The organism is Empedobacter sp. UBA5987 (assembly GCF_002429865.1).
GTDB lineage: Bacteria > Bacteroidota > Bacteroidia > Flavobacteriales > Weeksellaceae > Empedobacter > Empedobacter falsenii_B.
In genome coordinates, this window is sequence record NZ_DJBB01000075.1 from 1 (window position 1) to 26,785 (window position 26,785).

The window sequence follows — 26,785 nt, forward strand, 5'->3', positions numbered from 1 at the left end:
AACTATATTTTTAAACGTTCCGATTTTTAGGGAAGATTACAGAGAGAATTAGCTTATAAAATGACCGATAAACTAGGAATTTATATTTCAGAATCGAGTATTAATCGGATATTGAGGAAACGAGATTTAATTTCAGCTCCCAATCATATTTTGGTTTCAGCCGCAAATGAATTTAAAGATAAAAACAATTTCGTTCATCAAATGTGGGAGACTGATTATATTTATTTAAAGATTATTGGATGGTTATGATATTATTTAAGCAAATTTTAGATAATTACAGCAGATATATTATTCATTAGGAGTTTGCATTGGATATCCAAAAAGATATTTATTCTTTTCTGTCACAGAACCAGTTAAAATAAAAGTTTGGTTTAAATCAGGAAGCTCTTCTGGAACGAGAACATTATATATAACAGATGGAAAAGAAGTTATTAGTAAAGTTGATGTAAATGGTAATGACAATATTCCAACCGATTACATTGAATATAAGGGAGGTGCAGGAACTATTTATTTAGGAGGTGATCAAGCTTTAAATATATATAAAGTAGAAGTTTATGACGGAAAGCTAGGAACAACCTCTACTCTATCAACAAAAAACTTATCAACAAAAAATTCTGTAAAAGTTATAAGTTCTAATGGAAAGATTTTTATTTCAAACTTAAAAAACACAAATACTAAAATCAATGTCTATAATTTCTCCGGAAGTTTAGTAAAATCTTTAAGCTCTTCTCAAGATATTAATTTTGATTTAAATAATGGAAATTATATAGTTAATATTCAATCTGATGATGAAGTTACCTCAACAAAAGTTATTGTAAAAAAATAATCTCACAAAAAAATCTCGAGCAAATGCTCGAGATTTTTTTATTTATTCATTTGTTTCAATATACTTAATGTTTTTTTATCGACTTGATCTGCATAAAAAAACTTCAAAACATCTTTGATAATTTTTTCTTTCGGAACTATAAAGTTGAATAAAGTCAAACTTGATTTCAGTTTCATTGCATCATTTTTTCCGAAAATTAATTGCGGAATTACGCCTTTATGTTGCATTAATAATACAGATAAAACTTCTAAATAATTTCCCCAAAGTTCTTCATCTTTCACAAAAGCTCTCGCCTCTTCTTTCGAAGAAATCGAAAACTCTAATGACGAATCACTCGAACCTAATCCAACTAATTGAGGAAACATAAAAACAATCCAATTCGTTTGTTTTTTTCCTGCATGAACTTCCATTAAGATTTCATCATACACAAAACTTTGCGCATCGTGAAATCGTTTCAAATTAAATTTATCGTGAGGATCTTTTTGTTTCAGTAAATCTCCTATTTTCATATTGTAAAGTTAAAAAAATACCTCACCAAATTGATGAGGCATTTTATTTATTTTATAAGTCGATTACATTCTTTCTGGAACACCAATTCCTAATAAACGTAACGAATTCTGAATTGTATTTGCAACCCATTGAGAAAGATATAAACGGAAATTTTTCACGTTTTCATCTTCATTTTTCAAGATTGGATTGTTTTGGTAGAATGAATTAAATAATTTAACTAATTCATACACATAATTCGCAATCAAAGCAGGGCTCATTTCTGTTGCTGCTTTTTCTATCGTATCTTCGAAATCGTATAATGCACGAATAATTTCTTTTTCTGCATCATTCAATTCTATTGCATTTGCATCAAATTCTTTTGGGGATTCTTTTCTCAATAATGACTGAATACGCGCAAAAGTATATTGAATAAAAGGTCCTGTATTTCCATTAAAATCAACAGATTCTTTCGGATCGAATAAAATACGTTTCTTAGGATCTACTTTCAAAATGTAATATTTCAAAGCACCCATCGCAATTGTTTCGTACAACTCAGCTTTTTCATCATCAGACATTCCGTCTAATTTCCCTAATTCTTCAGAAATCTCTTTTGCTGTATTATAAACTTCTTGCATCAAATCATCTGCATCTACAACTGTTCCTTCACGAGATTTCATTTTTCCGTTTGGTAAATCAACCATTCCGTAAGACAAGTGATGTAAAGCATCAGCCCAAGAATAACCTAATTTTTTCAAGATTAAGAACAAAACTTTGAAGTGATAATCTTGCTCATTTCCTACAACATACGTTAATTCTTCTAACGTTGGATTATTTTTGAAACGCTCTACTGCAGTTCCTAAATCTTGTGTGATATAAACCGAAGTTCCGTCTGAACGTAAAACTAATTTTTCATCCAAACCTTCTGCAGTCAAATCAATCCAAACAGAACCATCTTCTCTTTTGTAGAAAACACCTTTGTTTAAACCATCTTCAACAATATCTTTTCCTAAAATGTAGGTATTCGATTCGTATAAATATTCGTCAAAAGCAACACCAAGACGTTTGTACGTTTTAGCGAAACCATCATACACCCAACCGTTCATTTTTTGCCAAAGCTCAATAACTTTTGGTTCATGTGCTTCCCATTGACGCAGCATTTCTTGTGCTTCTAAGAAAATTGGAGCTTCTTTTTTCGCTTCGTCTTCCGTTTTTCCTTGCGCTTCTAATTCTTTGATTTCTTGACGATAATGTTTGTCAAATTCCACATAATATTTTCCAACCAAATGGTCGCCTTTCATATTTGCAGATTCTGGTGTTTCACCATTTCCAAATTTTTCCCAAGCAATCATAGATTTACAAATGTGAATCCCACGATCATTAATAATTTGTGTTTTAATCACATTATTTCCTGCTGCTTCAATGATTTGAGAAACCGAAAATCCTAACAAATTATTACGGACATGTCCTAAATGCAAAGGTTTGTTTGTATTTGGCGATGAATATTCTACCATTACCGTTCTCGAATTTTCATCAACTTTTGTAATTCCAAAAGTTGAATTTTGAGCATTTTGAGTAAAATTTTCTAAAAATTCTACTGAACTTAAACTCATATTCAAGAAACCTTTTACAACATTAAACGCTGTAATTTTATTATTTTCAACCAAATTTTCACCGATTTTAGCACCGATTTCTTCTGGTTTACCTTTCAAAGTTCTGATTAATGGGAAAACAACCAATGTATAATCACCTTCAAACTCTTTCCTTGTAAACTGAATTTCAACAGATTCAGGGTTAATTTGATAAACGTTTTGAATCGCTTCTAAAACATTCTGCGTGATGTATTGTTTTAAACTCATTTTTATTCCTTTTTACATAATCGAAATGCAAAAGTACGAAGTTTCAACGAATTTGAACGGATTGCACATTGAGTTTTTAAGAAGTCATCAAGAAAACTTATCTTTGCAAAATGAAAGCTACATTCGCGGATTTCGAATTAACAAAACAATTGAGTTCGGCTTTAGAAAAGTTGAATATCACAACCCCTACTCCAATTCAAGAAAAATCATTCAAACCGATTCTTTCTGGACGAGATATAATGGGAATTGCCCAAACAGGTACAGGTAAAACATTGGCTTACTTATTACCTTTATTGAATACATATCAATACTCTAAAACGAATCAACCAAAGATTGTTATTTTGGTTCCGACACGCGAATTAGTTGTTCAGGTTACCGATATTTTAGAGCAATTAACAGAGTTTATCAATGTTCGTGTTTTAGGAATTTATGGTGGTGTAAACATCAATACACAAAAATTATTGGTGTATGAAGGCGTTGATATTTTGGTTGGAACACCAGGACGTGTGTTAGATTTGGCAATTGATAATGTTTTATCATTCAAAGAAATGAAAAAATTAGTGGTTGACGAATTTGACGAAATGTTGAGTTTAGGTTTTCGTCCGCAACTGATTCATTTATTTACAATGATGAGCGAAAAACGTCAAAACATTTTATTTTCTGCAACGATGACAGATCAGGTTGATGATATGTTGCACGAATATTTCAAAAATCCTATTGAAATTTCGTTGGCTCGTTCGGGAACTCCATTAGAAAAAATTTCTCAATCGGCTATTCCTGTAGAGAATTTCAATACAAAATTGAATTTAATTGTTCATCAATTAGATGATAAAGCAAAATTTGAGAAAGTTTTAATTTTCGCAAACAATAAAAAACACGCTGATTTAATTTTCAATCATTTAGATGAAATTTATCCAGATGAATTTGGTGTAATTCATTCTAATAAATCTCAAAATTATCGTTTGAGAACAATGGAAGCCTTTACCAGAGATGAATACCGAGGAATTATTACTACAGATATTATGGCTCGTGGTCTGGATATTCCAGATGTTACACATGTAATCAATTTCGAGATTCCAGATGTTCCAGAACAATATATTCACCGAATTGGACGTACAGGACGTGCGGATAAAAAAGGTGAAGCAATTTCTTATTTTTCTGAAAAGGAAATTGAGCGTTTAGATGATATCGAAGCCTTGATGGATAAAGAGATTGAAGAGATTCCTTTCCCTGAAGAGGAAGTAAAAATCAATCCTGTAAAACGTGAGTTCGAGAAAGATGTTGTAAAAATGAAACAGCTTACAACTGTAAAAATTGAAGAACGCGGTGCAGCATTTCACGAGAAAAAAGATAAAAATAAAAAGGTGAATTTGGGAGGTCCTACAAAACGTAAACCACCAAAATCTAAACCTAAAAACCGTGGTCAGCAAAAACAAAAAGCGAAAGCACGCAAAAAAGGAAAATAAAATGAAAGCGACCAATTGGTCGCTTTTCTTATTTTAAAATCTGTTTGAATTTAGATTTAAATTTTGCAATTTTTGGTCCAACAACTGCCGAACAATATGGCTGATCCGGATTTTCATTGTAATAACCTTGATGATAATCTTCGGCTGGCCAAAATTTATCTAAAGGCTCTATTGTTGTAACGAATTTATCTTCATACAAAGTTCCGTTATCAAACTCTTTTAACGATTCTTCTGCTTGCTTTTTTTGTTCTTCTGATGTGTAAAAAATACTCGAACGATATTGTGTACCAACATCGTTTCCTTGTCTATTTAACTGTGTTGGATTATGAATATTCCAAAAAATTTCTAATAATTCTTTGTACGAAATCACTTCATTGTCAAAAGTAATTTCAACAACTTCCGCATGATTTGTATCTGTATCACAAACCTGACGATAAGTAGGATTTTCTACATTACCTCCTGCAAATCCAGAGATAGCTTGTTCTACTCCATTTATCGAATTAAAAATTCCTTCCACACACCAAAAACAACCAGCTCCTAAAACTGCTATTTCCTTGCTCATGTCTTCTCTATTTTTACTTATTCAATCAAAAAAAATTCTAATTTATCAGAACCATTCTTATATTTTTATACCAATTGGAAAGCGGTATCATCTTTTACATCACCAATCACAAAAGTACTGTGAGTACTACCAATTACCTTTATTGTTGTTAGTTTATTTACCATAAAATCTCTGTATTCGTCCATATTTTCGAAAGACATTTTAATAATGTAATCGTAATCACCACTTACATGATAACTCGCCTGAACTTCTTTTAAATTCACAATTTCGTTTTCGAAAATCTTGATGTTATCAGCAGAATGTTGTTGTAACTTAATATGGCTAAATACCAAAAGCTCTCTGTTAATTAATCTTCTATTTACAAGCGCAACATATTTAGAAATAATTCCTGACTTTTCTAATTTCTTGATTCTTTCATGAATTGCGGTTGACGATAAATTTAACTTATCAGATAATTCTTTATAGGTAATTTTACTGTTTTCTTGTAGATACATTAGCAGTTGTTGATCGAGAGTGTCAAATTTCATTTCAATTAATTTTTTTCTAAAGTAACAATATTATTTTGAATAATTATCTATATAGAGCAAAAAAAATAAACGTTTACAGAAAATATATTTATAATTTATTAAAACACACCGTTTTTGTTCTATTCTAAAAAAGATAAAAAGTTAAACTCTATAATTTTTATATACTAATAAATGTTAAATATCTTTCATTATTCATATTATTCATTGTATATTTGAGCTCGAAAAAAATCGAGAGGAATGATTTGACTGATTGCAACCTCATAAAACAATTGCTAAAACAGGACTTCAGTTTTCTCCTTCCCTCTATCATTTAAAAAAAGTATAGAAATGTCATATTTATTTACGTCAGAATCAGTTTCTGAGGGGCATCCTGATAAAATTGCCGATCAAATTTCTGATTCAATTCTTGACCACTTTTTAGCATTTGATGCAAAAAGTAAAGTAGCTTGTGAAACTTTAGTAACAACTGGACAAGTTGTTTTAGCAGGTGAAGTAAAATCTAATTCTTACATTGATTTACAACGTGTAGCAAGAGAAACAATTGCTGAAATTGGTTACACGAAAAGTGAATATATGTTTGATGCAAATTCTTGTGGAATTTTATCTGCAATTCACGAGCAATCTCCAGATATTAACCAAGGTGTAGACAGACAATCTGACGAAGAACAAGGTGCTGGTGACCAAGGAATGATGTTTGGTTATGCTACAAGCGAAACTGAAAACTATATGCCTTTGGCGTTAGATTTATCTCACAGATTATTGAAAGAATTAGCGCATATCCGTAAATATGAGAAAGATTTATTGCCATATTTACGTCCTGATGCTAAATCTCAAGTAACAATTGAATATGATAATGACAACAAACCTGTTCGTATCGATACTATTGTAATTTCTACTCAACATGATGACTTCGCAAACGAAGAAGCAATGAGAGATAAAATTACAAATGACTTAGTAAGTATTTTAATTCCACGTGTAAAAGCGCAATTACCTGTTCATTTACGCGATTTATTTACAGATAGTATTACCTATCATATCAATCCTACAGGAAAATTCGTTATTGGAGGACCTCACGGAGATACAGGTTTAACTGGTCGTAAAATTATTGTAGATACTTACGGTGGTAAAGGTGCTCACGGTGGTGGTGCGTTCTCAGGAAAAGATCCATCAAAAGTTGACCGTTCTGCTGCTTATGCTGCACGTCATATTGCTAAAAACTTAGTTGCAGCTGGTGTTGCAGACGAAGTTTTGGTACAAGTTTCTTATGCAATTGGTGTTGCTGCTCCAGTTTCTTTATTAGTAAATACATTCGGAACTCAAAAAGTTGAGTTAACTGAAGGAGAAATTTCTACAAAAGTTTCTGAAATCTTTGATATGAAGCCTTTCGCAATCGAACAAAGATTAAAATTAAGAAATCCTATTTACAAAGAAACTGCATCTTACGGACACTTAGGTAGAGAACCAAAAACGGTTTCAAAACGTTTTGAATCTGCTAATGGACAAGATGTTGTTGAAGTTGAAGTTGAATTATTCACTTGGGAAAAATTAGACTTCGTAGATCAAATTAAAACAGCTTTCGGATTATAATCTGAAAATTTTAAATCATACTAAAAAATCCACTCAATATTGAGTGGATTTTTTTATGTTTAATTTTTACTAATCGAATTGACTAACCAATATCGTTTTCCTTCTTTGTAAGAAATATTGATACTATCTCTGGAAAGTACAATCAATTTTGTTGGTGTCCAACCCACGTTTCTTAACGAATTGCTTCCTGTCATTTCCATTTGAATATTTTCTATCGGATCAATTTTTTGAGTTGTGATAAAATCAAATTTATATAAATTCTTAGATTGAGAAACTTGCACTACTCCACTATCTTGAACAATTCCTCCTAAAGAATCTTGAAAAATTATAAATCGTCTTTCATATTTTTCTTTATAAATAGTATTCAGACCATCATCTTCATTATTACAAGAAAATATCAGCATTAATAAAGAAGCAAAACATACAATCGTTCTCATAAAACATCATTTTATATTTAACTATTTTCAGCGAAAAATATTGTATTAAAAAAGACGCTCACAACTGAACGTCTTTTATTATTATTCCTAAAAATTATCTTGTTGCATTCGCAGTCCAAGTTTTACCATCTTTTGTATAAAGAATAGTTAATTTTGAATTATCAATTCTAATGTAAGATAATTCTGTTGCCCCAACACTTACTAAAGTATTGTCTCCTTTTTTCTCGAACTCAACTCCGTTCAAATCTGGAATTTTATCAGAAAAAGCAAAATTATACTTTGTTCCACTTGCAATTTTAGTTACAAATACACTTCCATTATCAGCAGAAAGAGTATTATTTCCATCAACATAACTTATTTTTCCTTTATAAGTTCCTGCAAAGAAATCATTGTTTGCTGGATCATCATCATCGCTACAAGCCGTAAATACAAATAAGGCAAAAAATGTTACCGCTAAAAATTTCAATAGATTCTTCATGTTTTTATATTTTTAATTTGGTTATAACAATCAATATTTTCAATTATAATACCATAAAATGTTAAAGAAAATTGATAAAGTAAATTTTAACATTTTTAACTCTCGTAAAAAATCGTATTTTTGAAGCAATATATAATACCTATAAACATGAATTTATTGCAAGGTAAAACAGCAATCGTTACAGGCGCAACTCGCGGTATTGGAAAAAGTATTGCTGAAGTTTTTGTTAAAAATGGCGCTAACGTTGCCTTTACTTATGCTTCTTCTGTAGAAAAAGCAAAAGCTTTGGAAGAAGAATTGGGACAATTCGGTAAAGTAAAAGGATATCAATCTGATGCTTCTGATTACGAAGCTGCTCAAAAATTAGTGGAAGATGTAATTGCTGAGTTTGGTCAAGTTGATATTGTAATTAATAATGCTGGAATTACAAAAGATAATTTGTTGATGAGAATGTCTGCAGAAGATTTCGAAAAAGTAATTCAAACAAACTTAAATTCGGCTTTCAACTTAACAAAAGCAGTGATCAAACCAATGATGAAACAACGTTCTGGATCTATCGTGAACATGTCTTCTATTGTTGGAATCAAAGGAAATGCTGGGCAAGCAAATTATGCAGCATCTAAAGCTGGTTTAATTGGTTTCTCTAAATCTGTTGCATTAGAATTAGGTTCTCGTAATATTCGTTGTAATGCAATTGCACCAGGTTTCATCGAAACTGAAATGACAGAAGTTTTAGACCAAAAAGTTGTTGAAGAATGGCGTAATGGAATTCCATTAAAACGTGGAGGACAACCAGAAGACGTTGCAAATGCATGTTTATTCTTAGCGTCAGATTTATCAAGTTATGTAACAGGACAAGTTTTGAGTGTAGACGGAGGTTTACATACTTAATTCTTAAAAATATCATACTTTTTGAAAGGTTTTGTTTAGTAAATTTGCTAATCAAAACCTTTTATAATTTAAGACAACTACGTTGAGAAAAATATCAAATAAATTAAATGTTCAATTGATTGCTGAAACTTTTTTGGCTTTCGGAATTGATCATATCGTATTATCGCCAGGATCTCGAAACGGAGCATTAACAATGCAATTTGCGAATGACAAACGTTTCAAAACTTATAGTGTAATCGACGAACGTTCGGCAGGATTTGTCGCTTTGGGAATGGCTCAGCAAATTCAGAAACCTGTTGTGGTTTGTTGTACTTCTGGTTCGGCAACGGCAAATTATTACCCTGCAATTACGGAAGCCTTTTTTCAAAATGTTCCTGTAATCGTACTTTCTGCCGATCGTCCCGAACATTTAGTTGATAATTTTGATGGACAAACTATTCGTCAAAATAATTTATTCGAGCAACATTCTGTTCATAATGTTCAGCTTTCCGAAAGTGAAGAAACGGATGATTTAACACGAAATATGTTGTTGACGAAATATGCATTGATTGATTGTATGCATAAATCTGCGCCAATTCATATCAATATGCCTTTTTCTGAACCTTTGTACGAATCTGTAACAACGCCAGATATTGAAATTGATACAATTACAATTCCTGCAAAAGATTATCCAGAAATTGATGTGATTGATTTGATGAAACGTTGGAATGCTTCGACTCGTAAAATGATTTTGGTGGGATTACATCATCCTAATGCCGAATTTGATCATTTTGTAAAACAATTAGCCCAAGATGATTCGGTTGTTGTTTTGACAGAAGTTACGTCAAATATTCATGATGAACGATTTTTCAATAAAATAGATCAAGTTATTTTCCCTTATTCGGAAGAAGAATTAGAAGCGTTGAAACCTGATATTTTATTGACAATTGGGCAAAATGTCGTTTCGAAAAAAATTAAAAAATTCTTACGTGATCAAAAACCAACACAACATTGGCATTTAGATGAATATTGGCAACCAGACACTTTCCAAGCGTTAACAGATAAAATTGAGACGAAACCTGAATTGTTTTTAGAGCAATTTGTTCCGTTTGTCAACCCAAAAGAATCTGAATATTACACTACATGGAATTCGATACGAGAAGCGAATAATATCAAACACAAAAATTACATCAATATGATTCCGTTTTGTGATTTGAAAGCATTTGATTCTATTATCAGAAACTATCCTAAAAATTGGCAAATTCAGTACGGAAATTCGACAGTTATTCGTTACGGATTATTGTTCGATCATAACAATTCGAATCCTGTTTTCTGTAATCGCGGAACAAGTGGAATTGATGGTTCTACGTCGACAGCAATTGGCGCTTGCATCGCTTCTGGTCAAAATACGGTGATGATTACGGGCGATATTTCATTTTTCTATGATTCGAATGCGTTGTGGAATGTCAATATGCCAAATAATTTCAGAATTATTTTGATTAATAATGGAGGCGGAAATATTTTCAAATTTATTCCTGGTCCTTCTGAAACCGATGTTGTTGAAGATTATTTTGAAACAAAACACCATTTCACTGCCGAACATTTGGCTAAAATGTATGATTTTGAATACAATGTTGTTTCGAATTTAACTGATTTAGAAAATTCGTTCAACGATTTTTATGCAGAAAGTGATCGTCCGAAGATTTTGGAAATTGATACACGAAATTCAGCTAACGATGCTATTTTAAGAGGATATTTTAGTAGTTTGAAATAAAAATATTAGAAGAGAAATCATTAGTTTGGTTTCTCTTCGACTTTAAAAGATATTTTATCTTCATTTTCTTCTTTCAAAACTATCTCATACTTATTTGTATTAAAATAATTTTCCTTTAAATATTTCTTGACTTCAATAGCTCTATTTTCTGATAAACCTTTTTTACTATTTTTCCTTTGAGTACTAATAATAACTAATTTATCAATTTTATTCGTTTTACTCAATTTTATTATTTCATCTAACATCTTTAAATGAAGACTTTCTAAATGTATTTGTTCAAAATTGAAGATTAATGATAAAGGAAATTTAAAAAATGATTTCTTGCCACTGACATCCATTATTTTCTTTTGGACCTTTTACAGTTGGGCAATGATCTTCAACATCAGGAATTCCATCTCCATCAGTATCTATCAACTCTTGAGCAAATAAACTTGAACTAAAAAATAGGTAAATTAAAAATTTTCTCATAAGATTTTTAAATATATGGTATACTATTTTTCCTCGGTTTATTTTTTAATTCCTTCTTTGATTTTAAAAGTTTTTGTATGTAAGTATCAAATTCCATGAAATTTTTATATTCCTTATCTACATTGTTTCCTCCAACATCAAAAAGTGTTATGATCTTAGAATTTCTATTTTTTAAATTGAAATGGTATTTTGTTTCGTATGCTAAAGTTTCGAAAGAATTATTTTTCAAATAAATTTCTGTGTTATTTGGATAAGAAATTACATATTTTGTATATAAAATCTGAATTGTATCAAATTGTTGTCTTGACAAGTTAAATATAATCGTATCATCTTTTTTATCATAAAAGTGAGTGATATATTGAGATTTTGGGTATTTAAGAATTATATCATTATTTAAAGATTTTTTTATATAAATAGACTCTACTGTTTCTTTATTTATATTACACGCAATAAATAAAGAGATAGATAATAACAAAGCTAATATTTTCATGTCTACGAAATATTTAAAAACTAGGCATATTAGACTCAGGTTTATTTTTCAATTCTTTCTTAAAGTCAAGAAGATTTTTTATATAAGCATCAAATACCATAAAATTTTTAAATTCCTTATCAACATTATCTCCACCTGTATCTATTAGTGTTATAATTTTATTATTCTTATCATTTAAAGAAAAATTATATTTTTTAATACTTCCTCCAGTAAGAACTAAAGATTTATCTTTTAAATAAATTTCTGTATCTGTTGGATAAGATTTTACATATTCAGTATATAAAGTTTGAATTGTATCAAATTCTTTTTTAGATATATTAAATTTTATAGTATCATCTTTTTTATCATAAAAATGAATAATATATTGACATGTGGGATATTTAATATATATATCATCTGTTCCTATAAAATTTATATGAATAGATTCAATTCCTCTCTTATTTCCTCCACATGAAGTAAATAAAAACAATAATATCGGAAAATTCTTTAGAAATTTTCTCATATTATCTCAATTTTCTCTCCTAAAAATTTTGGTTGAATACCAAAAAAGCTATCAATGAAAACTTTCGTTCGAGCAAAATATTCGCGAATATTTGTTTTTAATCCAGCATGTTTGTTGACATCTTTTGCATTGTAACCATATGCATTAATTCCGTTTTGACGTGCAATGTAAACCGCTCGTTGATTGTGGAATTCTTGCGAAACTACAATAAATTCTTTCTGACCAAAAATTTCTTTTGCACGTATCATCGAATCTAAAGTTCTAAAACCTGCATAATCCAAATAAATCACATTTTCTGGAATTCCATTTTTTATCAACGCTTGTTTCATCGCTTCAGGTTCATTGTAATTTTTCCGACCATGATCTCCACTCAAAATAAAATGCGTCACTTTTCCTGATTGATACAATTTTGTCGCTGCTTCTATACGATATGTAAAATAATAATTTTGATAACCACTCACCAAATTTGGCGCAGTTCCCAATACAACCGCAACTTTAGTTTTAGGTAAAATTTCTAATTTATCTGAGACAAATTCTTCCGTAGAATTTTCTATTTTATAATTCGCAAAAGCAGTGAACAAAAGACTTAAAACTCCTAAAATAAGTAAAGTATAAAAAGATTTTTTCAGAAACTTTTTGGTTTTGATTTTCATAGTTGATTCAAGATTATTTCTTGTCTTAAAAATACAATATATTCTTCAGTTTTATAATGATTTAAGAACTTCGATCCTATAATAAATATTTAAAAGCAAAATTTCATTAAAAAAATCCATCTTACTATATTGCGTATTATTTTTTCAAAACACAACTATGAGAGTAAAATTATTCGTTCTAGCCACCACTTTATTTACAGCTTCATTTCTATCTGCACAAAAATTTGACATTGACACCTTGCAATATCAAGGAAGTGATAAAAACATTATCAACCTTGTTGTTTTGGCTGATGGTTATACAAAAGATGAGTTAAAATATTACAAAGAAGATGCGAAAAGGTTTACAGATTATTTTTTCAAAACGGAGCCATTAAGTCAATATACCAATTACTTTAATGTGTTTGTTGTAAATAGTATTTCTGAGGAATCTGGTGCAATTCATCCGTATTCTACCAAAGAATGTCCTACAGAAAAAGTGGATTGGGATCAATTACCTGAACGCTATAATAAATTTGTAAAGAAATATGAAGTTCCGAAAACTAATCCAAATACAATTTTCGGAAGTAGTTTTGATATTTCGGGAATTCATCGTTTAGTTGTTCCAACGAAAAATGAAAAGGTATTACAAGTTCTGAAAGATAATATTCCCAATTATAGTCAAGTTGTAATTCTTGTTAATTCTCCTTTTTATGGTGGTTCTGGAGGAGAATTTGCGACGACAACAGTTAATTTTAAAAGTAATGATATCGCTGTTCACGAAATTGGACATTCGTTTGCAAAATTATCAGACGAATATTGGTCTGGTCCGTTGTATACGGTTCCTGGTCCAAATAAAACACAGAATATACAAGATGTTCCTTGGAAAAATTGGATTGGGACAAATGGAATTGGAATTTATGCATATGGCGAAAAAGATGCAAGAGCACAATGGTTTCGTCCGCACGAATTCTGTAAAATGCAATATTTAATCGCGCCTTTTTGTAATGTTTGTCAAGAAGAATTTATTGAAGTAATTCATCAAAAAACAAATCCAATTATTTCTACAAAACCCGCTATTGATACTCTTGTTAACACAGAAAATATGAATGCTTTTACCCTTAATTTAGTTAAACCTATTCCAAATACATTGAAAGTAAAATGGATTTTAAATAATAAATTGATTGCAGAAAATTTGGATTCAATTCATCTAAATAGAGGTCAATTCAACTTAGAAAAAAATATTTTGAGAGCAGAAGTGACGGATACAACGCAATTGGTGAGAAAAGAAAATCATGCAAATCATATCTACACAACCCAATGGGAAATTACAAAACCTAATAACGAAAGCTTAACTCCACCAATTTTGACATGGGGTGAAAAACAAGAAAGTTGTTACAATGGACATCAGGCTTTAACGGTAAAAAATCCAGAAGCAGAAGTTGAATATTTGTGGTATGATAATCTAAATTCTACTCAACCATTTGCAAAAGGAAGTAATATTATTAGTCCAACTATTACTGAGAATAAGGCTTATTATGTTGAAAGTAATTGGAACAACAAAAAATCTGAACGAAAAGCGATTCAAATTACTGTTTTAGAAAAAATTAATCTTTCTGAGAAAGTTAATATCAAACAAAATAAAAAAGATGGAACGATTATCCTTTCTTTAAAAAATACTGACGATAAAAAATATAAATTCGAATGGTTGGATGAAAATAGAAATAGACTCTACAATTTTGATACAAAAGAGAATAAAACGATTTATAAAGGTAGTGATTCATCAACCATCACAATCAAAAATGAATCATTAGGTTCTACAATTTATCTCAAGAAAATAGACAAAGAAACGACATGCTCTAGCGGAAAAGTTACAATAAAATTATAAATAAGAAAAGCGACCAAAAGGTCGCTTTCTTTATTTATATTTCAGAATAATTATTCTTTAATTCTTTCTACGTAAGAACCATCTTCTGTGTTGATTTTTACTTTATCACCTTCGTTGATGAATAAAGGAACACGAATTTCAGCACCAGTTTCTGTCGTTGCAGGTTTTGTAGCATTTGTAGCTGTGTCACCTTTAAGACCTGGCTCTGTGTATGTAATTTCCATTACAACTGTAGTTGGTAACTCAGCTGCTAAAGCTGTTTCATCAGAAGCACGGAACAAGATTTTTACTTCGTCACCAGCTTTCATAAATTGTGAATTATCAATCAAATCTTTGTTTAAATAAACTTGAGAGAAATCATCATTATTCATGAAGTGGAAACCATTATCATCTTCATATAAATATTGGTAGTTACGTGTTTCTACACGAACTTCTTCAATTTTATGACCAGCAGAGAATGTATTGTCTAATACTTTTCCGTTAGTTAATGATTTTAATTTTGTACGAACGAAAGCAGGTCCTTTACCTGGTTTTACGTGTAAAAATTCGATAATTTTATACGTATCATTATTAAAAATAATACATAAACCTTTTCTGATATCAGAAGTTGTTGCCATTTATTCTATTGTTATTTTATTAAACTCCCGAGCTATATCCTTTCATAATTCCACGATCACTTGTATTGATAAAATCAAGGATTACTTCACGATAATGTGAATCTGGGAATTTTTCTAAGATTTGTTCTACAGCCTGAGATACGTTATTTTTTTGTTGATATAAGATTCTATAAATACCTTGAATTTCGAAGATTTCTTCAGATGTGAAACCTTTTCTTCTCAATCCAATTGCATTAACTCCCGCATAAGCAACAGGATTTTTTGCTGCTTTAACGTACGGAGGAACATCTTTACGAATTTGTGTCGCACCAGCTACAAAAGCATGTTCTCCAATTTTTGTAAATTGATGAACCGCACTATAACCACCAATAAAAGCGAAATCTCCAACTTCTATATGTCCTGCTAAACCAACCGCATTTACGATTACGACATTATTTCCTACAACACAATCGTGCGCGATATGCGCAGTTGCCATAATCAAACAATTGTCACCAATCTTAGTATAACCTAATGCATTAGTTCCTTTGTTTACAGTAACACATTCACGAATCGTTGTATTGTCACCAATATATGTTAAAGTTTTTTCACCTTCGTACTTCAAATCTTGAGGCTCACCAGAAATTACTGTACCTGGATAAATTTTACAATTTTTTCCAATACGCGCTCCTGACATAATTGTTACATTAGGACCAATCCATGTTCCATCACCAATTTCTACATCTTCGTAAACAGAAGAGAAAGGGCTGATTGTAACATTTTCACCTATTATTGCAGTTGGATGAACATATGCCATCGGATGATTCATAACTTCCATTTCTTTAATTATTCTTTTGTAATAACTGCCATCATTTCTGCTTCCACAGCAATTTGATTGTTCACATATCCAATTCCTTGCATATGAACAATTCCTCTTCTAATTGGTTCAACCAACTCTAATTTAAACACCAATGTATCACCTGGAATAATTTTGCGTTTAAATTTAGCACTTTCAATTTTCATGAAATAAGTTGAATAATCTTGAGGATTTTCTAATTCTCCTAAAATTAATAAACCTCCTAATTGCGCCATTGCTTCGATTTGCAATACACCTGGCATAACAGGTTCTTTAGGAAAATGTCCAACAAAGAAAGGCTCGTTCATCGTTACATTTTTCACGCCGATTAAACCTGTCGCACTTTTAGAAATTACCTTGTCAATCAATAAAAATGGTGGACGATGTGGTAATAACTTCATGATATCATTAATATCATAAACTGGTTCTGCTGTCAAATCAAATTCTGGCACTTTGTTACGTTGCGCTAATTTAATTTGTTTGCTTAATTTCTTAGCAAAATTTGTATTGGTATGATGTCCAGGCTTTGTTGCAATAATTTTAGCCTTCAATTTTTTACCTACTAAAGCCAAATCTCCCACAACATCTAATAATTTGTGACGAGCAGCTTCGTTAGGATAATGTAAAGTCAAGTGATCTAAAATTCCATTCGGACGAATAGAAACATCATCTCTATTGAATGCTTTACATAATTTTTCTTTTGTTTCTGGCGTAATTTCTTTGTCAACATAAACAATTGCATTGTCTAAATCTCCACCTTTTACTAAACCAGCTTCCAACAATTGCTCTAACTCGTGTAGGAAACAAAATGTTCTTGCTTGAGAGATATCTTGTTTGAAATTTTTGATAGATGTTAAAGTTGCATTCTGAGTTCCCAAAACTTTCGTTCCGAAATCTACCATTGCTGTAACTTGGTATTCATCTGCAGGAATCGCTGTGATTTCTGATCCTGTTTCTGGATCTACATACGTTACAATTTCTTTAATTCTATAATATTCTCTGTCTTTATCTTGCTCTACAATTCCAGCAGATTCTATTGCTTCGACGAAAAAACGAGAAGAACCGTCCATAATTGGTGGTTCCGCATTGTCAATTTCAATGTAACAATTATCAATATCCATACCTACCAAAGCCGCCAAAACGTGCTCTGTTGTATGTACTTTAACTCCTTTCTTCTCTAAAGTTGTTCCTCGAGCTGTGCTCACAACATATTGTGCATCAGCTTCTACTTGAGGTTGACCTTCTAAATCTGTTCTAACAAATACAAATCCTGTATCTGGTTCGGCTGGTTTAAATGTTAAGGTAACAAATTTACCTGTATGTAAGCCAACACCTTTTAGAACGGCTTCATTCGCTAAAGTTTTTTGTTTATCAGACATTAACTTTTACTTTTGTTTGTTCTCTTTTTCTAATTTATCGATTCGTTTCACAATTTCTGGAAACTTTCTAAAATGTACATATGATTTTCTAAAGCTTGACGCTTCCATCGCTGGCGAACCATACAATTGCGTTTTGCTTTCTACATCTCCATTAATACCACTCTGAGCTTGTACTTGTACAAAATCTCCGATTGTCAAATGACCTGCGATACCAACTTGACCTCCAATCATACAATTGCGTCCAATTTTTGTAGATCCTGCTACTCCACTTTGCGAAGCAATAACAGTATTCTCACCAATTTGAACGTTGTGAGCAATTTGAATTTGGTTATCTAATTTTACTCCTTTACGGATAATTGTAGATCCCATTGTTGCTCTATCTATTGTTGATCCTGCTCCAATTTCAACATTATCTTCGATCAAAACATTTCCTATTTGAGGAATTTTTTCGAAAGAACCATCTGGATTTGGCGCAAAACCGAAACCATCAGCACCAATCACAACATTAGAATGAATGATACAATTTTGACCAATTTCACACTCTTCATACACTTGTACGCCCGAATGTAAAACGGTATTATCACCAATCTTAGCATGATCGCCAATCGTTACATTTGGATATATTTTTACATTATTCCCAATCGAAACATTAGCTCCAATATAAGAAAAACTTCCAATATATACATTATCTCCTAGTTGCGCAGTAGAATTTACTTTCGTATATTCTTCTATTCCAACTTTATTATTTTTTATCGTATTGTAATACTGCAACAGCTGTGTAAAGGCTTGATAAGCATCTTCAACCACAATCAATGTAGACGAAATAGAATCTGTTGCCACAAAATCTTTACTCACAATAACAATAGAAGCGTTTGTTGTATAGATAAAATGCTCGTATTTCGGGTTAGCCAAAAACGAAATCGAACCTTCTTTTCCTTCCTCTATCTTCGATAATGTGGAAACCTCTACATTTGCATCACCTTTTACGGTTCCTTGCAATAATTGCGCAATCTCTGCAGCTTTAAATTTCATAGTCTGCAAAACTAATAATTATTCTTAAATTTATAAAATGATTATTTAAGTTATTTAACTTTTTTGTCAAATTCTTCAAATCACTATTTAAACGCTGTGGTAATGATATTTTGTAATTTCTTGTTGCAAAAATTGCGTTAACAAACTTTTTTCTGAACTCGAAATTTCTTTTACCTCACCATTTTTATATAAAACCTTTATCGGACTTTTTGATTTTTCGTACGGAACAATTTTTATCGTTGTTTGCTCTACAAAATAACTTGCATCATCAATTCCTAAAGCTTTTTCTACTCTATTTTTTTCAACCAAAATTTCTTCTTCAGATAATTTTGTATCCATCAAATATGATTTTGGTAATGTACGCTGAATAATATTTTTGGATAATTTACTCAAAATTAAATCATCATGAAACTGCCATTCTTTTATCGCTGATAAAACATCCGAATCGTCTAAACGCGTAAAAATTTCTAAACCTTCTTTCGATAAACTTCCTACTTCATTTTCTTCTAAAAAGTATTTAAAAGCAAACGTAGCAAAAAGATTTTCTCCCGCTTTTGTCAATTCTTTTGCTCTTCTCAAAACGCTAATCAAAAAATTCTCTGCAGTAAACGATTTCTTGTGCATATACACTTGCATGTACATAAACATACGCGCCATCAAAAATTTTTCGACCGACGAAATTCCCTTGGCTTCTATCACCAACTCATCATTCGAGACATTCATCATCGAGATAATTCGTTCTGGATTGATATTTCCTTCTACCACTCCTGTATAAAAACTATCGCGCTTCAAATAATCCATGCGATCGCAATCCAACTGACTAGAAACCAATTGAGACAAGAATTTTTTCGGATAATTTCCTTTAAAAATCTGAATCGCTAAAGCTAATCGATTATCAAAAATTTGATTCAATTCTTCCATCAAACGAAGCGAAATTTCTTCGTGATGCGAACCATTAATTATAGAATGTTCAAGAGAATGAGAAAAAGGACCATGTCCCAAATCGTGTAATAAAATTGCAATTAAAGCTCCATTTTCTTCTTCTGGAGTAATGTCGACGTTTTTTCTTTTGAGAATATTTAAGGCTTTTTGCATCAAATGCATACAACCTAAAGCGTGATGAAAACGAGAATGTCTCGCTCCTGGATAAACTAATTCTGTTAAACCCGTTTGCGAAATCCTACGAAGTCGTTGAAAATATGGATGTTGAATAATCTGATAAATAAGCTCGTTTGGAATTGTAATAAATCCATGAACTGGATCATTTACTATCTTCAACTTATTATTGTTTAATGGATTCAAACGTACTGTTTTGTCGGCAAAGATAAGAATTTTTACTCATTCAGAACGTTACTTTTTTGATTAAGAATGGTTTTTATAAAATATTTTAGATAAAAATCCTTTTTGGAATTATTTATGCTAAATAATCATCGCAAATTTTGGGAAAACTCCAATTTTGTTTAACATACAATTTTGATTTTAACATTTCCGTTATCGCTATATTTGGAATAATTCTAAAATGTAGAAATCAATATAAAAAATAAAAATATAACAAATGGCTATAAAAATTTTATGGATTGATGATGAAATCGATTTATTGAAACCACACCAACTTTTTTTAGAGAAAAAAGGATACGATACAACAATGATAAATAATGCGACTGATGCATTAGAAGAAATAGAAAAAGAGAACTTTGCAGCGGTTTTAATCGACGAAAATATGCCTGGTTTGAGTGGATTGGAAGCCTTACCAAAGATTAAAGAATTGCGTCCAAACCTTCCTGTTATTATGGTCACAAAAAGTGAAGAAGAACATATTATGGAAGATGCAATTGGTTCGCATATAGCAGATTATTTGATTAAACCAGTTAATCCAAATCAAATTTTATTGAGTTTGAAAAAGATTTTGGATTCTTCGAAAATTATCTCAGAAAAAACGGTTATCAATTACCAACAGGAATTCAGAAATATCACAATGGATATGATGAATGCGCGCGATTATGAGGATTGGCAAGAGATTTATAAAAAATTAGTTTTTTGGGAGCTTGAACTTGAAAATATCGAAGATACAGCACTTTCTCAAATCATCGAAAATCAAAAAAGTGAAGCGAATGCAGCTTTCTTCAAATTTATAGAACGTAATTATGAAGATTGGTTGCATGACGACGAAGATCGTCCCGTTTTATCGCACACAATTTTCAATCAATTGGTTCGACCTCATCTTGGAAAAGACCAAAATGTTTTATTGATTATGGTTGATAATTTACGCTACGATCAATGGAAAGTTATTGAGCCAATTTTCAATCGTTATTATAATTCGGAAGCCGAAAATTTATATTATAGTATTTTACCTTCGGCAACTCAATATGCTAGAAATGCTTTCTTTTCGGGTTTAATGCCTTTAGAAATTGAGAAAAAATATCCTGAATATTGGTTGAATGATACCGACGAAGGAAATAAAAATATGTACGAAAAAGAATTGTTAGGAGAACAATTAAAACGTCTTGGAATGGGCGATTTATCGTATAATTATTTCAAAATTTTAAATTCTGATTTCGAGAAAAAAATTGCAGATGATTTTAATAATTACAAAAAGAATAATCTAAATGTAATTGTCTACAACTTTATCGATATTCTTTCGCATGCGAAAACCGACAACAAAATTGTTGGTGAAATTATTCGTGATGATAAAACGTATCGTTCGATCACAAAACATTGGTTTGAGAATTCATATTTAATGGAAATTGTGAAAAAAGCAGCGCAAGAAAAAATGAAAATTATTGTAACAACCGATCACGGAACAATTTACGTAAAAGAGCCTACAAAAGTGATTGGAGACAAAGAAGCAAGTACAAATTTGCGTTATAAATTGGGGAAACAATTGCAATACGATCCGAAAGATGTTTTGGCTATTGAACAACCAGAAAAATTCCTTTTACCTAAGGTTAATGTTACGTCAAAGTATATCTTTGCAAAAGAAAATTTATTTTTAACGTATCCAAAAAATTACAATCATTTCGTTAATTATTACAAAAACACTTACCAACACGGTGGAATTTCGTTGGAGGAAATAATTATCCCAATGGTTGTTTTAACACCAAAAAATTAAATGGAATTTATCATCAATAATTTAGACGAATTACCAGAAGTTGCTCAAAAAATAATCGATCAACTTCAGTATAAATTAATCACTTTCGAAGGAGAAATGGGAGCTGGAAAAACAACTTTTATCAAAGAGTTTGTAAAAGCTTTGGGAACAAATGATGAAGTTTCGAGCCCAACTTTTTCGATTGTTAATGAATATGACACCGATAATGGAAAAGTTTATCATTTCGATTTTTATCGTCTAAATCACGAAGATGAAGCCTTAGATTTTGGGATTGAAGAATATTTATATTCTAATCAATACTGTTTAATGGAATGGCCAAATAAAATTGCTAACTTTATACCAGATGAGCACCACACAATTACATTGGAAAATGTAGATGGAGTTCGTCATTTAAATTTTAGCTAATACTATATGGACGGAAAAAATATTTTCACGCCTTTTTCTCAGGAAGATCTTATTCCTCAACCCGAGCGTTTAGAGATTCCTCATAAGAAAGAACGCTTTGATATTGGAATTCCAAAAGAAACAAATAATCAAGAAAAAAGAATTTGTCTTTCTCCTGATGCAGTCGAAATTTTGATCAATAATGGACATCAAGTTACGATAGAAACTGGAGCAGGAGAAGGTGCAAATTATTCGGATAAAGAATATTCGGAAGCTGGTGCGCAAATTTCTTACAATACGCAAGCTGTTTTCGAGAAACCTATTATTCTAAAAGTTGGTCCACTTACTTTAGATGAAATTGATTGGGTGAAACCAAATGCGTTGATTATTTCATCTGTTCCGGCGAATACCTTAAGACGCGAATATTTTCAGAAATTAATTACAAAACGTGTAAACGCAGTTGGATTTGAATTTATTCGTGATGAACAAAATCATTTACCAGTCGTTCGTTTATTAAGTGAAATTGCAGGAACAACGGCAATTTTGGTCGCAAGCGAATTGATGTCTTCTACAAACGGAGGAAACGGAATTTTGATGGGCGGTGTAACAGGCGTTCGACCAACAGAAGTTGTGATTCTTGGAGCTGGAACGGTTGCAGAAAATGCGACAAAAACAGCTTTAGGTTTAGGTGCTTCGGTTCGTGTTTTTGATAATTCATTAACAAGATTAAGACGATTACAGCAAAATATCGGACAACGAGTTTCTACGTCTACATTAGATCCAAAAGAGTTAGGAAAAGCTTTGCGACGTTGCGATTTAGCAATTGGGGCACTACGTGGAGAAACACGTACACCTTGCGTTGTAACTGAGATGATGGTGCAAAATATGAAAGCAGGTGCTGTGATTATTGATGTAAGTATTGATCAGGGTGGATGCTTTGAAACATCTGAATTAACAACCCACGACAATCCGATTATTATTAAGAATGATATAATTCATTATGCGGTTTCTAACATCACTTCTCGCGTCGCACGCACCTCTACCAAAGCGTTGAGCAATTATTTCTTGTCGTATTTATTCCAAATTTCAGAAGAATCTGGTTTTGCGAATGTGGTACAATCGGATAAAACTATAAGAAATGGCGTATATTTGTACAAAGGAAGAATTGTAAAAAAGAACTTATGTGATTGGTTTGATTTACCATTTCACGACATTAATTTATTGATTATATGACGTTTACGCAAAGATTTATGAAGTATTTGATGGGAGTTGGAATTGGGTTAGTTTTCATCGCTATGGCGTTTGGACCTCGTGCTTTCTCATGTAATTACTTTCCAAATGCAAGAGTTTTGGATGAAGCTTTTTCAAAAAGATTAGCTATTTCACCAGAAGCTCAAGCATTTTTAAAAGCAGAAAATTTAGATTCTACATTCTTGAAAAAAGAATTATTCAAAAGAAGTAAAGTTGATTTTGATCACTCGAAAAAAGATCAAGTTCCTTGTAGAGAATATTTGGCAAACTATAAAAGCAAAGACAATACGAAAGATTATGATTTTGTATTAGAAATTTGCAAAGAAGATTCGAAATTAGTTTCCATCAAAAAGAAATAAAACAAAAAAACCACTTCGTTTGAAGTGGTTTTTTTATATGATTAATTTATAAATTTCAAAATTGTTAAGGCAATTACAAAGATTAGTATTGCGACAATAATTACATCTTTAAACTGTACTTTTTTAGTTCCGAACTCTACATTTCGGTTTAAACTTTTTCTTTTTTTATTGGATTGCATGGGTTGATATTTGTACTGCAAATTTATAAAATATTATCAAATATCAAACCTTTATTTTATTCTAAGATATTTAATTTACAATAAGATATCTTAAATTCCAATTTCTATCTGAAAACGCGCGTACCAGTTGTTTTTCTTTTCCAAATTATAGAATTTTTGTTGTTCGTACGTGAACTCTGCTTGTAATTTGAACGCATGTTCCCAAATATATTTTGTCAAACCTAATGTGAATTGGTTTGTATTTGGCGTAAACTCAAAAATATCTTTATCTACTGTTTGAGTTGAATAACGTCCTATCACCTCCCAGTGTTTCGGGAATGTGTATGAACCTTGAAAATCCATTCCTTCTCCATTATAGATATAATTAAAATCAGAAATATCTGTAGGGTTATAAAATAACACATTATCAGAATTACGATTCATATAAGAATACATCAAATTCCATCCACGATATTTTAACATCGCATCCAAAAACAATGATTTTATATTAGCTGTTCCTCCACCTACAATATCATCTCCTAACATTCCTGCTGTTCTATGTGCTCTATCATTGTAACTATAAGCTCCCGAAATCATCAATTTTGGTGTTTGTTCGTGAACTAAATCACCTTCATAATTACTTCCACCTTTTGTAAATTCTCCAAGTGGAAACAACTCAACTTTTCCTGTATAAGCTAAACCAGTATCCTTAAAACTTGTCCAATTTCGCCCTTCACCAGTAGAAATAGCTCCTCTCAAAATATAAGAGAATTTTTCTTGATTTCTTTTATTGTATAAGACTTGAAATCCAAAATCGCGATCGATATTAAAATCTGCATTATTGATAGATCGATCCGTTAATTGTAATGCTCCAGAAGAATTAACACGTTGTCTATTTCCTGGAAGTTTTGTTTGACCAAATCCTAAACTCCAATGTTTATTTGGGTAATAGAAAATCATCGCATCACGAATAATATTTGTATTCTTACCCTCTTCTGCTTTTCCTACATCACCTGCTGCAAAAGATAATTGCATCGAATAACCAAATTTTGGATCTCCGATATATCCATCAAAACGCAATCTTAAACGACGAATTTGTCCATCAATATTATCTTCTTCTCCATCATTATGATTATAACTAATGCGATTTTGCATACGAAATCTAATATTGACCTGATAAAGACTATCTGGAGAAGTAATTCCCAATCCGTTACCATAGCTGTAATAAGGCGACATCATATTCTTAAAATCCTGTACAGTTTTCTTTTTAGATTCTGTAGAATCTTTTACTTGCGCATACGAACTGATTGAAAATACAATAAGTATTAATATTAAAAATTGCCTCATGTTTATTTATTTCTTGATTCGTGTGCAAAAATGCAGTTAATAAAATTAAATAATTGTAATGCGTAAATTAAATTAACGTTAACAATGACTCGAAGTTACGTATTCGATGATTGTCATCAATTTCTATGATTTCGATTTGTTGTGGAAAGATATTTTGTTGAATTTCAAAGAAAGTTTTTAGTTTTTCAAAATCCAAAACTTCGTCATGTACAGAAAGAAAAACCGTTGTATTTTCGAAACGATTCATATCGACTAAATATTGCGAAAGATTTTCTGGAAAATTATTTTCGACTTTCATCGACACATCAACCAAAGGATTTAATAAAATTAATTCACTCGATTTTCCATTTCCCTTTAATTTTTGTTGCAATTGCCAACCAAAATTTCCTCCAGTAGAACTTCCAATAATTGTCAAATCATTTACCAAACCTTTTAAATGTTCGTAAGCTTCAAATAAAATAGTTGCAATATTCTCCTCCGTTTTCCATTCAATACAAATAGCTGAAGGATAATTTTTTAGAATAATTTTGAATTTAGTTGAATTTGCCGAACTATTTAGTCCATGGATATAAACAATTTGTCGATTATTTGTATTCATATTCAGTGCAATTAAACCTTTAAATTAAACTTTTTCAATAAGTTAATCAAAATGAATTGTAAATTTAACAATATAATTGTGTTGTAAGAAATTCTTTTCATAAAAAAAGCGACCAGATTGGTCGCTTTTAAATATTTACTATAATTATTTCTCAAGATCAAAGCCCCAATCAATTCCTTTCTTAACTAATTAAACCGCTGAAATTAAATGATTTAAAAAATGTGTTTTTGTCGAGGGTGAGATTTAGGGGGATTTTTGGAGTTTTTTACTGGTTATTTAAAAACCTCTATTTCCTCCAATAAAGATAAGAATAATTTTCAACTACAAAATATAAATTTTATTAACTCCAGAGCTTAATTTTTTTTCATTACGTAATATGATGTTACAATTTAACTGTTTAATTCAACCATATTTCACTATTCTTGAAGATATAAAAACCTTTTAAATACTAAAATATTTTATATTTAAAAACATATAACTCTCAATATCATTAAAATAACCGCTATAAATATTTTTATTTATAAAAAATATTAAAATTCACTTAAACAAGCTATTTTTTTAGCGGGTAAAAAAAATAGGTAAATCACCACCTAGTCCATCATTTCCTTTTGAAATATAATTAATATATAAATCTTGATCCACCATTTCTTGTATCTTAATTGCATATTGTTTTTCACCATCTAAGGAATGATTAGATTCATTATCAAAAAAACCGAAATTATCAAATACAGTTTCAAATATAGTACTCTTCACAATATTTATTTCTCCTTCAATACCCATATGAAGATGATAATTACAGCTCTCATCAAGTTCTATTTTATAAAAAAAATTATTAAACTTTGGATATACTAACGAAAGTTCCAGAGTAAG

The 26,785-nt window shown here is 30.8% G+C and carries 29 protein-coding genes; 10 read left to right on the forward strand and 19 right to left on the reverse strand.

Features of this window, described 5'->3' with window-relative positions; translation table 11 throughout:
- Nucleotides 1-643: 643 nt before the first annotated feature.
- The gene (locus B3J26_RS14920) at nt 644-826 is read left to right on the forward strand and encodes a T9SS type A sorting domain-containing protein (RefSeq protein ID WP_369012344.1); all 183 of its coding nucleotides are present in this window, start codon (nt 644-646) and stop codon (nt 824-826) included.
- 38 nt (nt 827-864) lie between these two features.
- Here the strand turns inward: B3J26_RS14920 and B3J26_RS13070 are convergent, their stop codons facing one another.
- The gene (locus B3J26_RS13070) at nt 865-1,335 is read right to left on the reverse strand and encodes a DUF1810 family protein (protein WP_135835150.1); all 471 of its coding nucleotides are present in this window, start codon (nt 1,333-1,335) and stop codon (nt 865-867) included.
- 63 nt (nt 1,336-1,398) lie between these two features.
- Nucleotides 1,399-3,171, reverse strand: coding sequence for an arginine--tRNA ligase (argS, locus tag B3J26_RS13075; RefSeq protein WP_286475224.1), 1,773 nt, complete (start codon nt 3,169-3,171; stop codon nt 1,399-1,401).
- Between the two features lie 110 nt (nt 3,172-3,281).
- On the opposite strand from argS, the gene B3J26_RS13080 reads away from it, so the two are divergent.
- The gene (locus B3J26_RS13080; RefSeq protein WP_291074784.1) at nt 3,282-4,637 is read left to right on the forward strand and encodes a DEAD/DEAH box helicase; all 1,356 of its coding nucleotides are present in this window, start codon (nt 3,282-3,284) and stop codon (nt 4,635-4,637) included.
- 28 nt (nt 4,638-4,665) lie between these two features.
- Here the strand turns inward: B3J26_RS13080 and msrA are convergent, their stop codons facing one another.
- Both msrA and B3J26_RS13090 read right to left on the reverse strand, forming a co-directional pair.
- Nucleotides 4,666-5,199, reverse strand: a complete 534-nt coding sequence (msrA, locus tag B3J26_RS13085; protein WP_038336125.1) for a peptide-methionine (S)-S-oxide reductase MsrA — start codon at nt 5,197-5,199, stop codon at nt 4,666-4,668.
- Nucleotides 5,200-5,264: 65 nt separating this feature from the next.
- Nucleotides 5,265-5,726: an Lrp/AsnC family transcriptional regulator gene (locus B3J26_RS13090; protein WP_115001022.1), complete on the reverse strand. Its 462-nt coding sequence runs from the start codon at nt 5,724-5,726 to the stop codon at nt 5,265-5,267.
- A gap of 327 nt (nt 5,727-6,053) precedes the next feature.
- Here B3J26_RS13090 and metK point away from each other — a divergent pair, with 327 nt between their 5' ends.
- Complete coding sequence (gene metK / locus B3J26_RS13095; protein WP_038336123.1) at nt 6,054-7,313, forward strand: methionine adenosyltransferase; 1,260 nt, start codon at nt 6,054-6,056, stop codon at nt 7,311-7,313.
- Nucleotides 7,314-7,372: 59 nt separating this feature from the next.
- On the opposite strand, the gene B3J26_RS13100 is transcribed toward metK, so the two are convergent.
- Nucleotides 7,373-7,750 carry a hypothetical protein gene (locus B3J26_RS13100; protein WP_038336122.1) on the reverse strand — a complete coding sequence of 126 codons (378 nt, stop codon included), beginning with the start codon at nt 7,748-7,750 and terminating at the stop codon, nt 7,373-7,375.
- A gap of 94 nt (nt 7,751-7,844) precedes the next feature.
- Nucleotides 7,845-8,228: a hypothetical protein gene (locus B3J26_RS13105; RefSeq protein ID WP_221856850.1), complete on the reverse strand. Its 384-nt coding sequence runs from the start codon at nt 8,226-8,228 to the stop codon at nt 7,845-7,847.
- Between the two features lie 147 nt (nt 8,229-8,375).
- Between B3J26_RS13105 and fabG the strand changes: the two genes are divergently transcribed.
- Together fabG and menD are read left to right on the forward strand one after the other, a co-directional pair.
- Entirely contained in the window at nt 8,376-9,119 is a 744-nt protein-coding gene (gene fabG, locus B3J26_RS13110; RefSeq protein ID WP_038336119.1) for a 3-oxoacyl-[acyl-carrier-protein] reductase, read from the forward strand.
- Between the two features lie 82 nt (nt 9,120-9,201).
- On the forward strand, nt 9,202-10,872 hold the full coding sequence (gene menD, locus B3J26_RS13115; RefSeq protein ID WP_291068002.1) for a 2-succinyl-5-enolpyruvyl-6-hydroxy-3-cyclohexene-1-carboxylic-acid synthase: 1,671 nt from the start codon (nt 9,202-9,204) through the stop codon (nt 10,870-10,872).
- Nucleotides 10,873-10,892: 20 nt separating this feature from the next.
- Here menD and B3J26_RS13120 read toward each other — a convergent pair whose 3' ends face one another.
- The 5 genes from B3J26_RS13120 to B3J26_RS13140 form a co-directional block, all read right to left on the reverse strand.
- Nucleotides 10,893-11,117, reverse strand: coding sequence for a hypothetical protein (locus tag B3J26_RS13120; protein ID WP_181816314.1), 225 nt, complete (start codon nt 11,115-11,117; stop codon nt 10,893-10,895).
- Nucleotides 11,118-11,178: 61 nt separating this feature from the next.
- Complete coding sequence (locus tag B3J26_RS13125) at nt 11,179-11,340, reverse strand: thrombospondin type 3 repeat-containing protein (RefSeq protein WP_181816346.1); 162 nt, start codon at nt 11,338-11,340, stop codon at nt 11,179-11,181.
- A gap of 7 nt (nt 11,341-11,347) precedes the next feature.
- Nucleotides 11,348-11,830: a hypothetical protein gene (locus tag B3J26_RS13130; protein ID WP_291074785.1), complete on the reverse strand. Its 483-nt coding sequence runs from the start codon at nt 11,828-11,830 to the stop codon at nt 11,348-11,350.
- A gap of 13 nt (nt 11,831-11,843) precedes the next feature.
- Nucleotides 11,844-12,332 carry a hypothetical protein gene (locus B3J26_RS13135; protein ID WP_291074786.1) on the reverse strand — a complete coding sequence of 163 codons (489 nt, stop codon included), beginning with the start codon at nt 12,330-12,332 and terminating at the stop codon, nt 11,844-11,846.
- Nucleotides 12,329-12,985, reverse strand: coding sequence for a SanA/YdcF family protein (locus tag B3J26_RS13140; protein ID WP_038336114.1), 657 nt, complete (start codon nt 12,983-12,985; stop codon nt 12,329-12,331). The genes B3J26_RS13135 and B3J26_RS13140 overlap by 4 nt, the downstream gene beginning before the upstream one ends.
- A 157-nt stretch (nt 12,986-13,142) precedes the next feature.
- Here B3J26_RS13140 and B3J26_RS13145 point away from each other — a divergent pair, with 157 nt between their 5' ends.
- Nucleotides 13,143-14,849 (forward strand): M64 family metallopeptidase, encoded by a 1,707-nt coding sequence (locus B3J26_RS13145; protein ID WP_291074787.1) that lies wholly within the window; start codon nt 13,143-13,145, stop codon nt 14,847-14,849.
- Nucleotides 14,850-14,899: 50 nt separating this feature from the next.
- Here B3J26_RS13145 and efp read toward each other — a convergent pair whose 3' ends face one another.
- From efp to B3J26_RS13170, 5 genes are all read right to left on the reverse strand, one after another.
- Nucleotides 14,900-15,466: an elongation factor P gene (gene efp / locus B3J26_RS13150; RefSeq protein ID WP_038336113.1), complete on the reverse strand. Its 567-nt coding sequence runs from the start codon at nt 15,464-15,466 to the stop codon at nt 14,900-14,902.
- 19 nt (nt 15,467-15,485) lie between these two features.
- Nucleotides 15,486-16,271, reverse strand: a complete 786-nt coding sequence (lpxA, locus tag B3J26_RS13155; protein ID WP_115002092.1) for an acyl-ACP--UDP-N-acetylglucosamine O-acyltransferase — start codon at nt 16,269-16,271, stop codon at nt 15,486-15,488.
- A 17-nt stretch (nt 16,272-16,288) separates the two neighbouring features.
- Nucleotides 16,289-17,677, reverse strand: a complete 1,389-nt coding sequence (locus tag B3J26_RS13160) for a bifunctional UDP-3-O-[3-hydroxymyristoyl] N-acetylglucosamine deacetylase/3-hydroxyacyl-ACP dehydratase (RefSeq protein ID WP_135835139.1) — start codon at nt 17,675-17,677, stop codon at nt 16,289-16,291.
- A gap of 6 nt (nt 17,678-17,683) precedes the next feature.
- Nucleotides 17,684-18,709, reverse strand: coding sequence for a UDP-3-O-(3-hydroxymyristoyl)glucosamine N-acyltransferase (gene lpxD, locus B3J26_RS13165; protein WP_286475254.1), 1,026 nt, complete (start codon nt 18,707-18,709; stop codon nt 17,684-17,686).
- An 87-nt stretch (nt 18,710-18,796) separates the two neighbouring features.
- The gene (locus tag B3J26_RS13170) at nt 18,797-19,987 is read right to left on the reverse strand and encodes an HD domain-containing protein (protein ID WP_244957948.1); all 1,191 of its coding nucleotides are present in this window, start codon (nt 19,985-19,987) and stop codon (nt 18,797-18,799) included.
- A gap of 277 nt (nt 19,988-20,264) precedes the next feature.
- On the opposite strand from B3J26_RS13170, the gene B3J26_RS13175 reads away from it, so the two are divergent.
- The 4 genes from B3J26_RS13175 to B3J26_RS13190 are packed head-to-tail and all read left to right on the forward strand — an operon-like array spanning nt 20,265 to nt 23,812.
- Nucleotides 20,265-21,818 (forward strand): bifunctional response regulator/alkaline phosphatase family protein, encoded by a 1,554-nt coding sequence (locus B3J26_RS13175; RefSeq protein ID WP_291074788.1) that lies wholly within the window; start codon nt 20,265-20,267, stop codon nt 21,816-21,818.
- Nucleotides 21,819-22,223: a tRNA (adenosine(37)-N6)-threonylcarbamoyltransferase complex ATPase subunit type 1 TsaE gene (tsaE, locus tag B3J26_RS13180; protein ID WP_291063271.1), complete on the forward strand. Its 405-nt coding sequence runs from the start codon at nt 21,819-21,821 to the stop codon at nt 22,221-22,223.
- A 6-nt stretch (nt 22,224-22,229) separates the two neighbouring features.
- Nucleotides 22,230-23,435, forward strand: a complete 1,206-nt coding sequence (locus tag B3J26_RS13185) for an alanine dehydrogenase (RefSeq protein WP_291063269.1) — start codon at nt 22,230-22,232, stop codon at nt 23,433-23,435.
- 17 nt (nt 23,436-23,452) lie between these two features.
- A complete protein-coding gene (locus tag B3J26_RS13190; RefSeq protein WP_280049547.1) occupies nt 23,453-23,812 on the forward strand; it encodes a hypothetical protein in 360 nt (119 codons plus the stop codon).
- Nucleotides 23,813-24,081: 269 nt separating this feature from the next.
- Here the strand turns inward: B3J26_RS13190 and B3J26_RS13195 are convergent, their stop codons facing one another.
- The 3 genes from B3J26_RS13195 to B3J26_RS13205 form a co-directional block, all read right to left on the reverse strand.
- Nucleotides 24,082-25,317 (reverse strand): porin, encoded by a 1,236-nt coding sequence (locus B3J26_RS13195; RefSeq protein ID WP_291074789.1) that lies wholly within the window; start codon nt 25,315-25,317, stop codon nt 24,082-24,084.
- 67 nt (nt 25,318-25,384) lie between these two features.
- Nucleotides 25,385-25,915, reverse strand: a complete 531-nt coding sequence (locus tag B3J26_RS13200; RefSeq protein WP_115001049.1) for a YqiA/YcfP family alpha/beta fold hydrolase — start codon at nt 25,913-25,915, stop codon at nt 25,385-25,387.
- A gap of 558 nt (nt 25,916-26,473) precedes the next feature.
- A partial coding sequence (locus tag B3J26_RS13205; protein WP_291074790.1) for a hypothetical protein occupies nt 26,474-26,785 on the reverse strand: 312 nt, incomplete at its 5' end.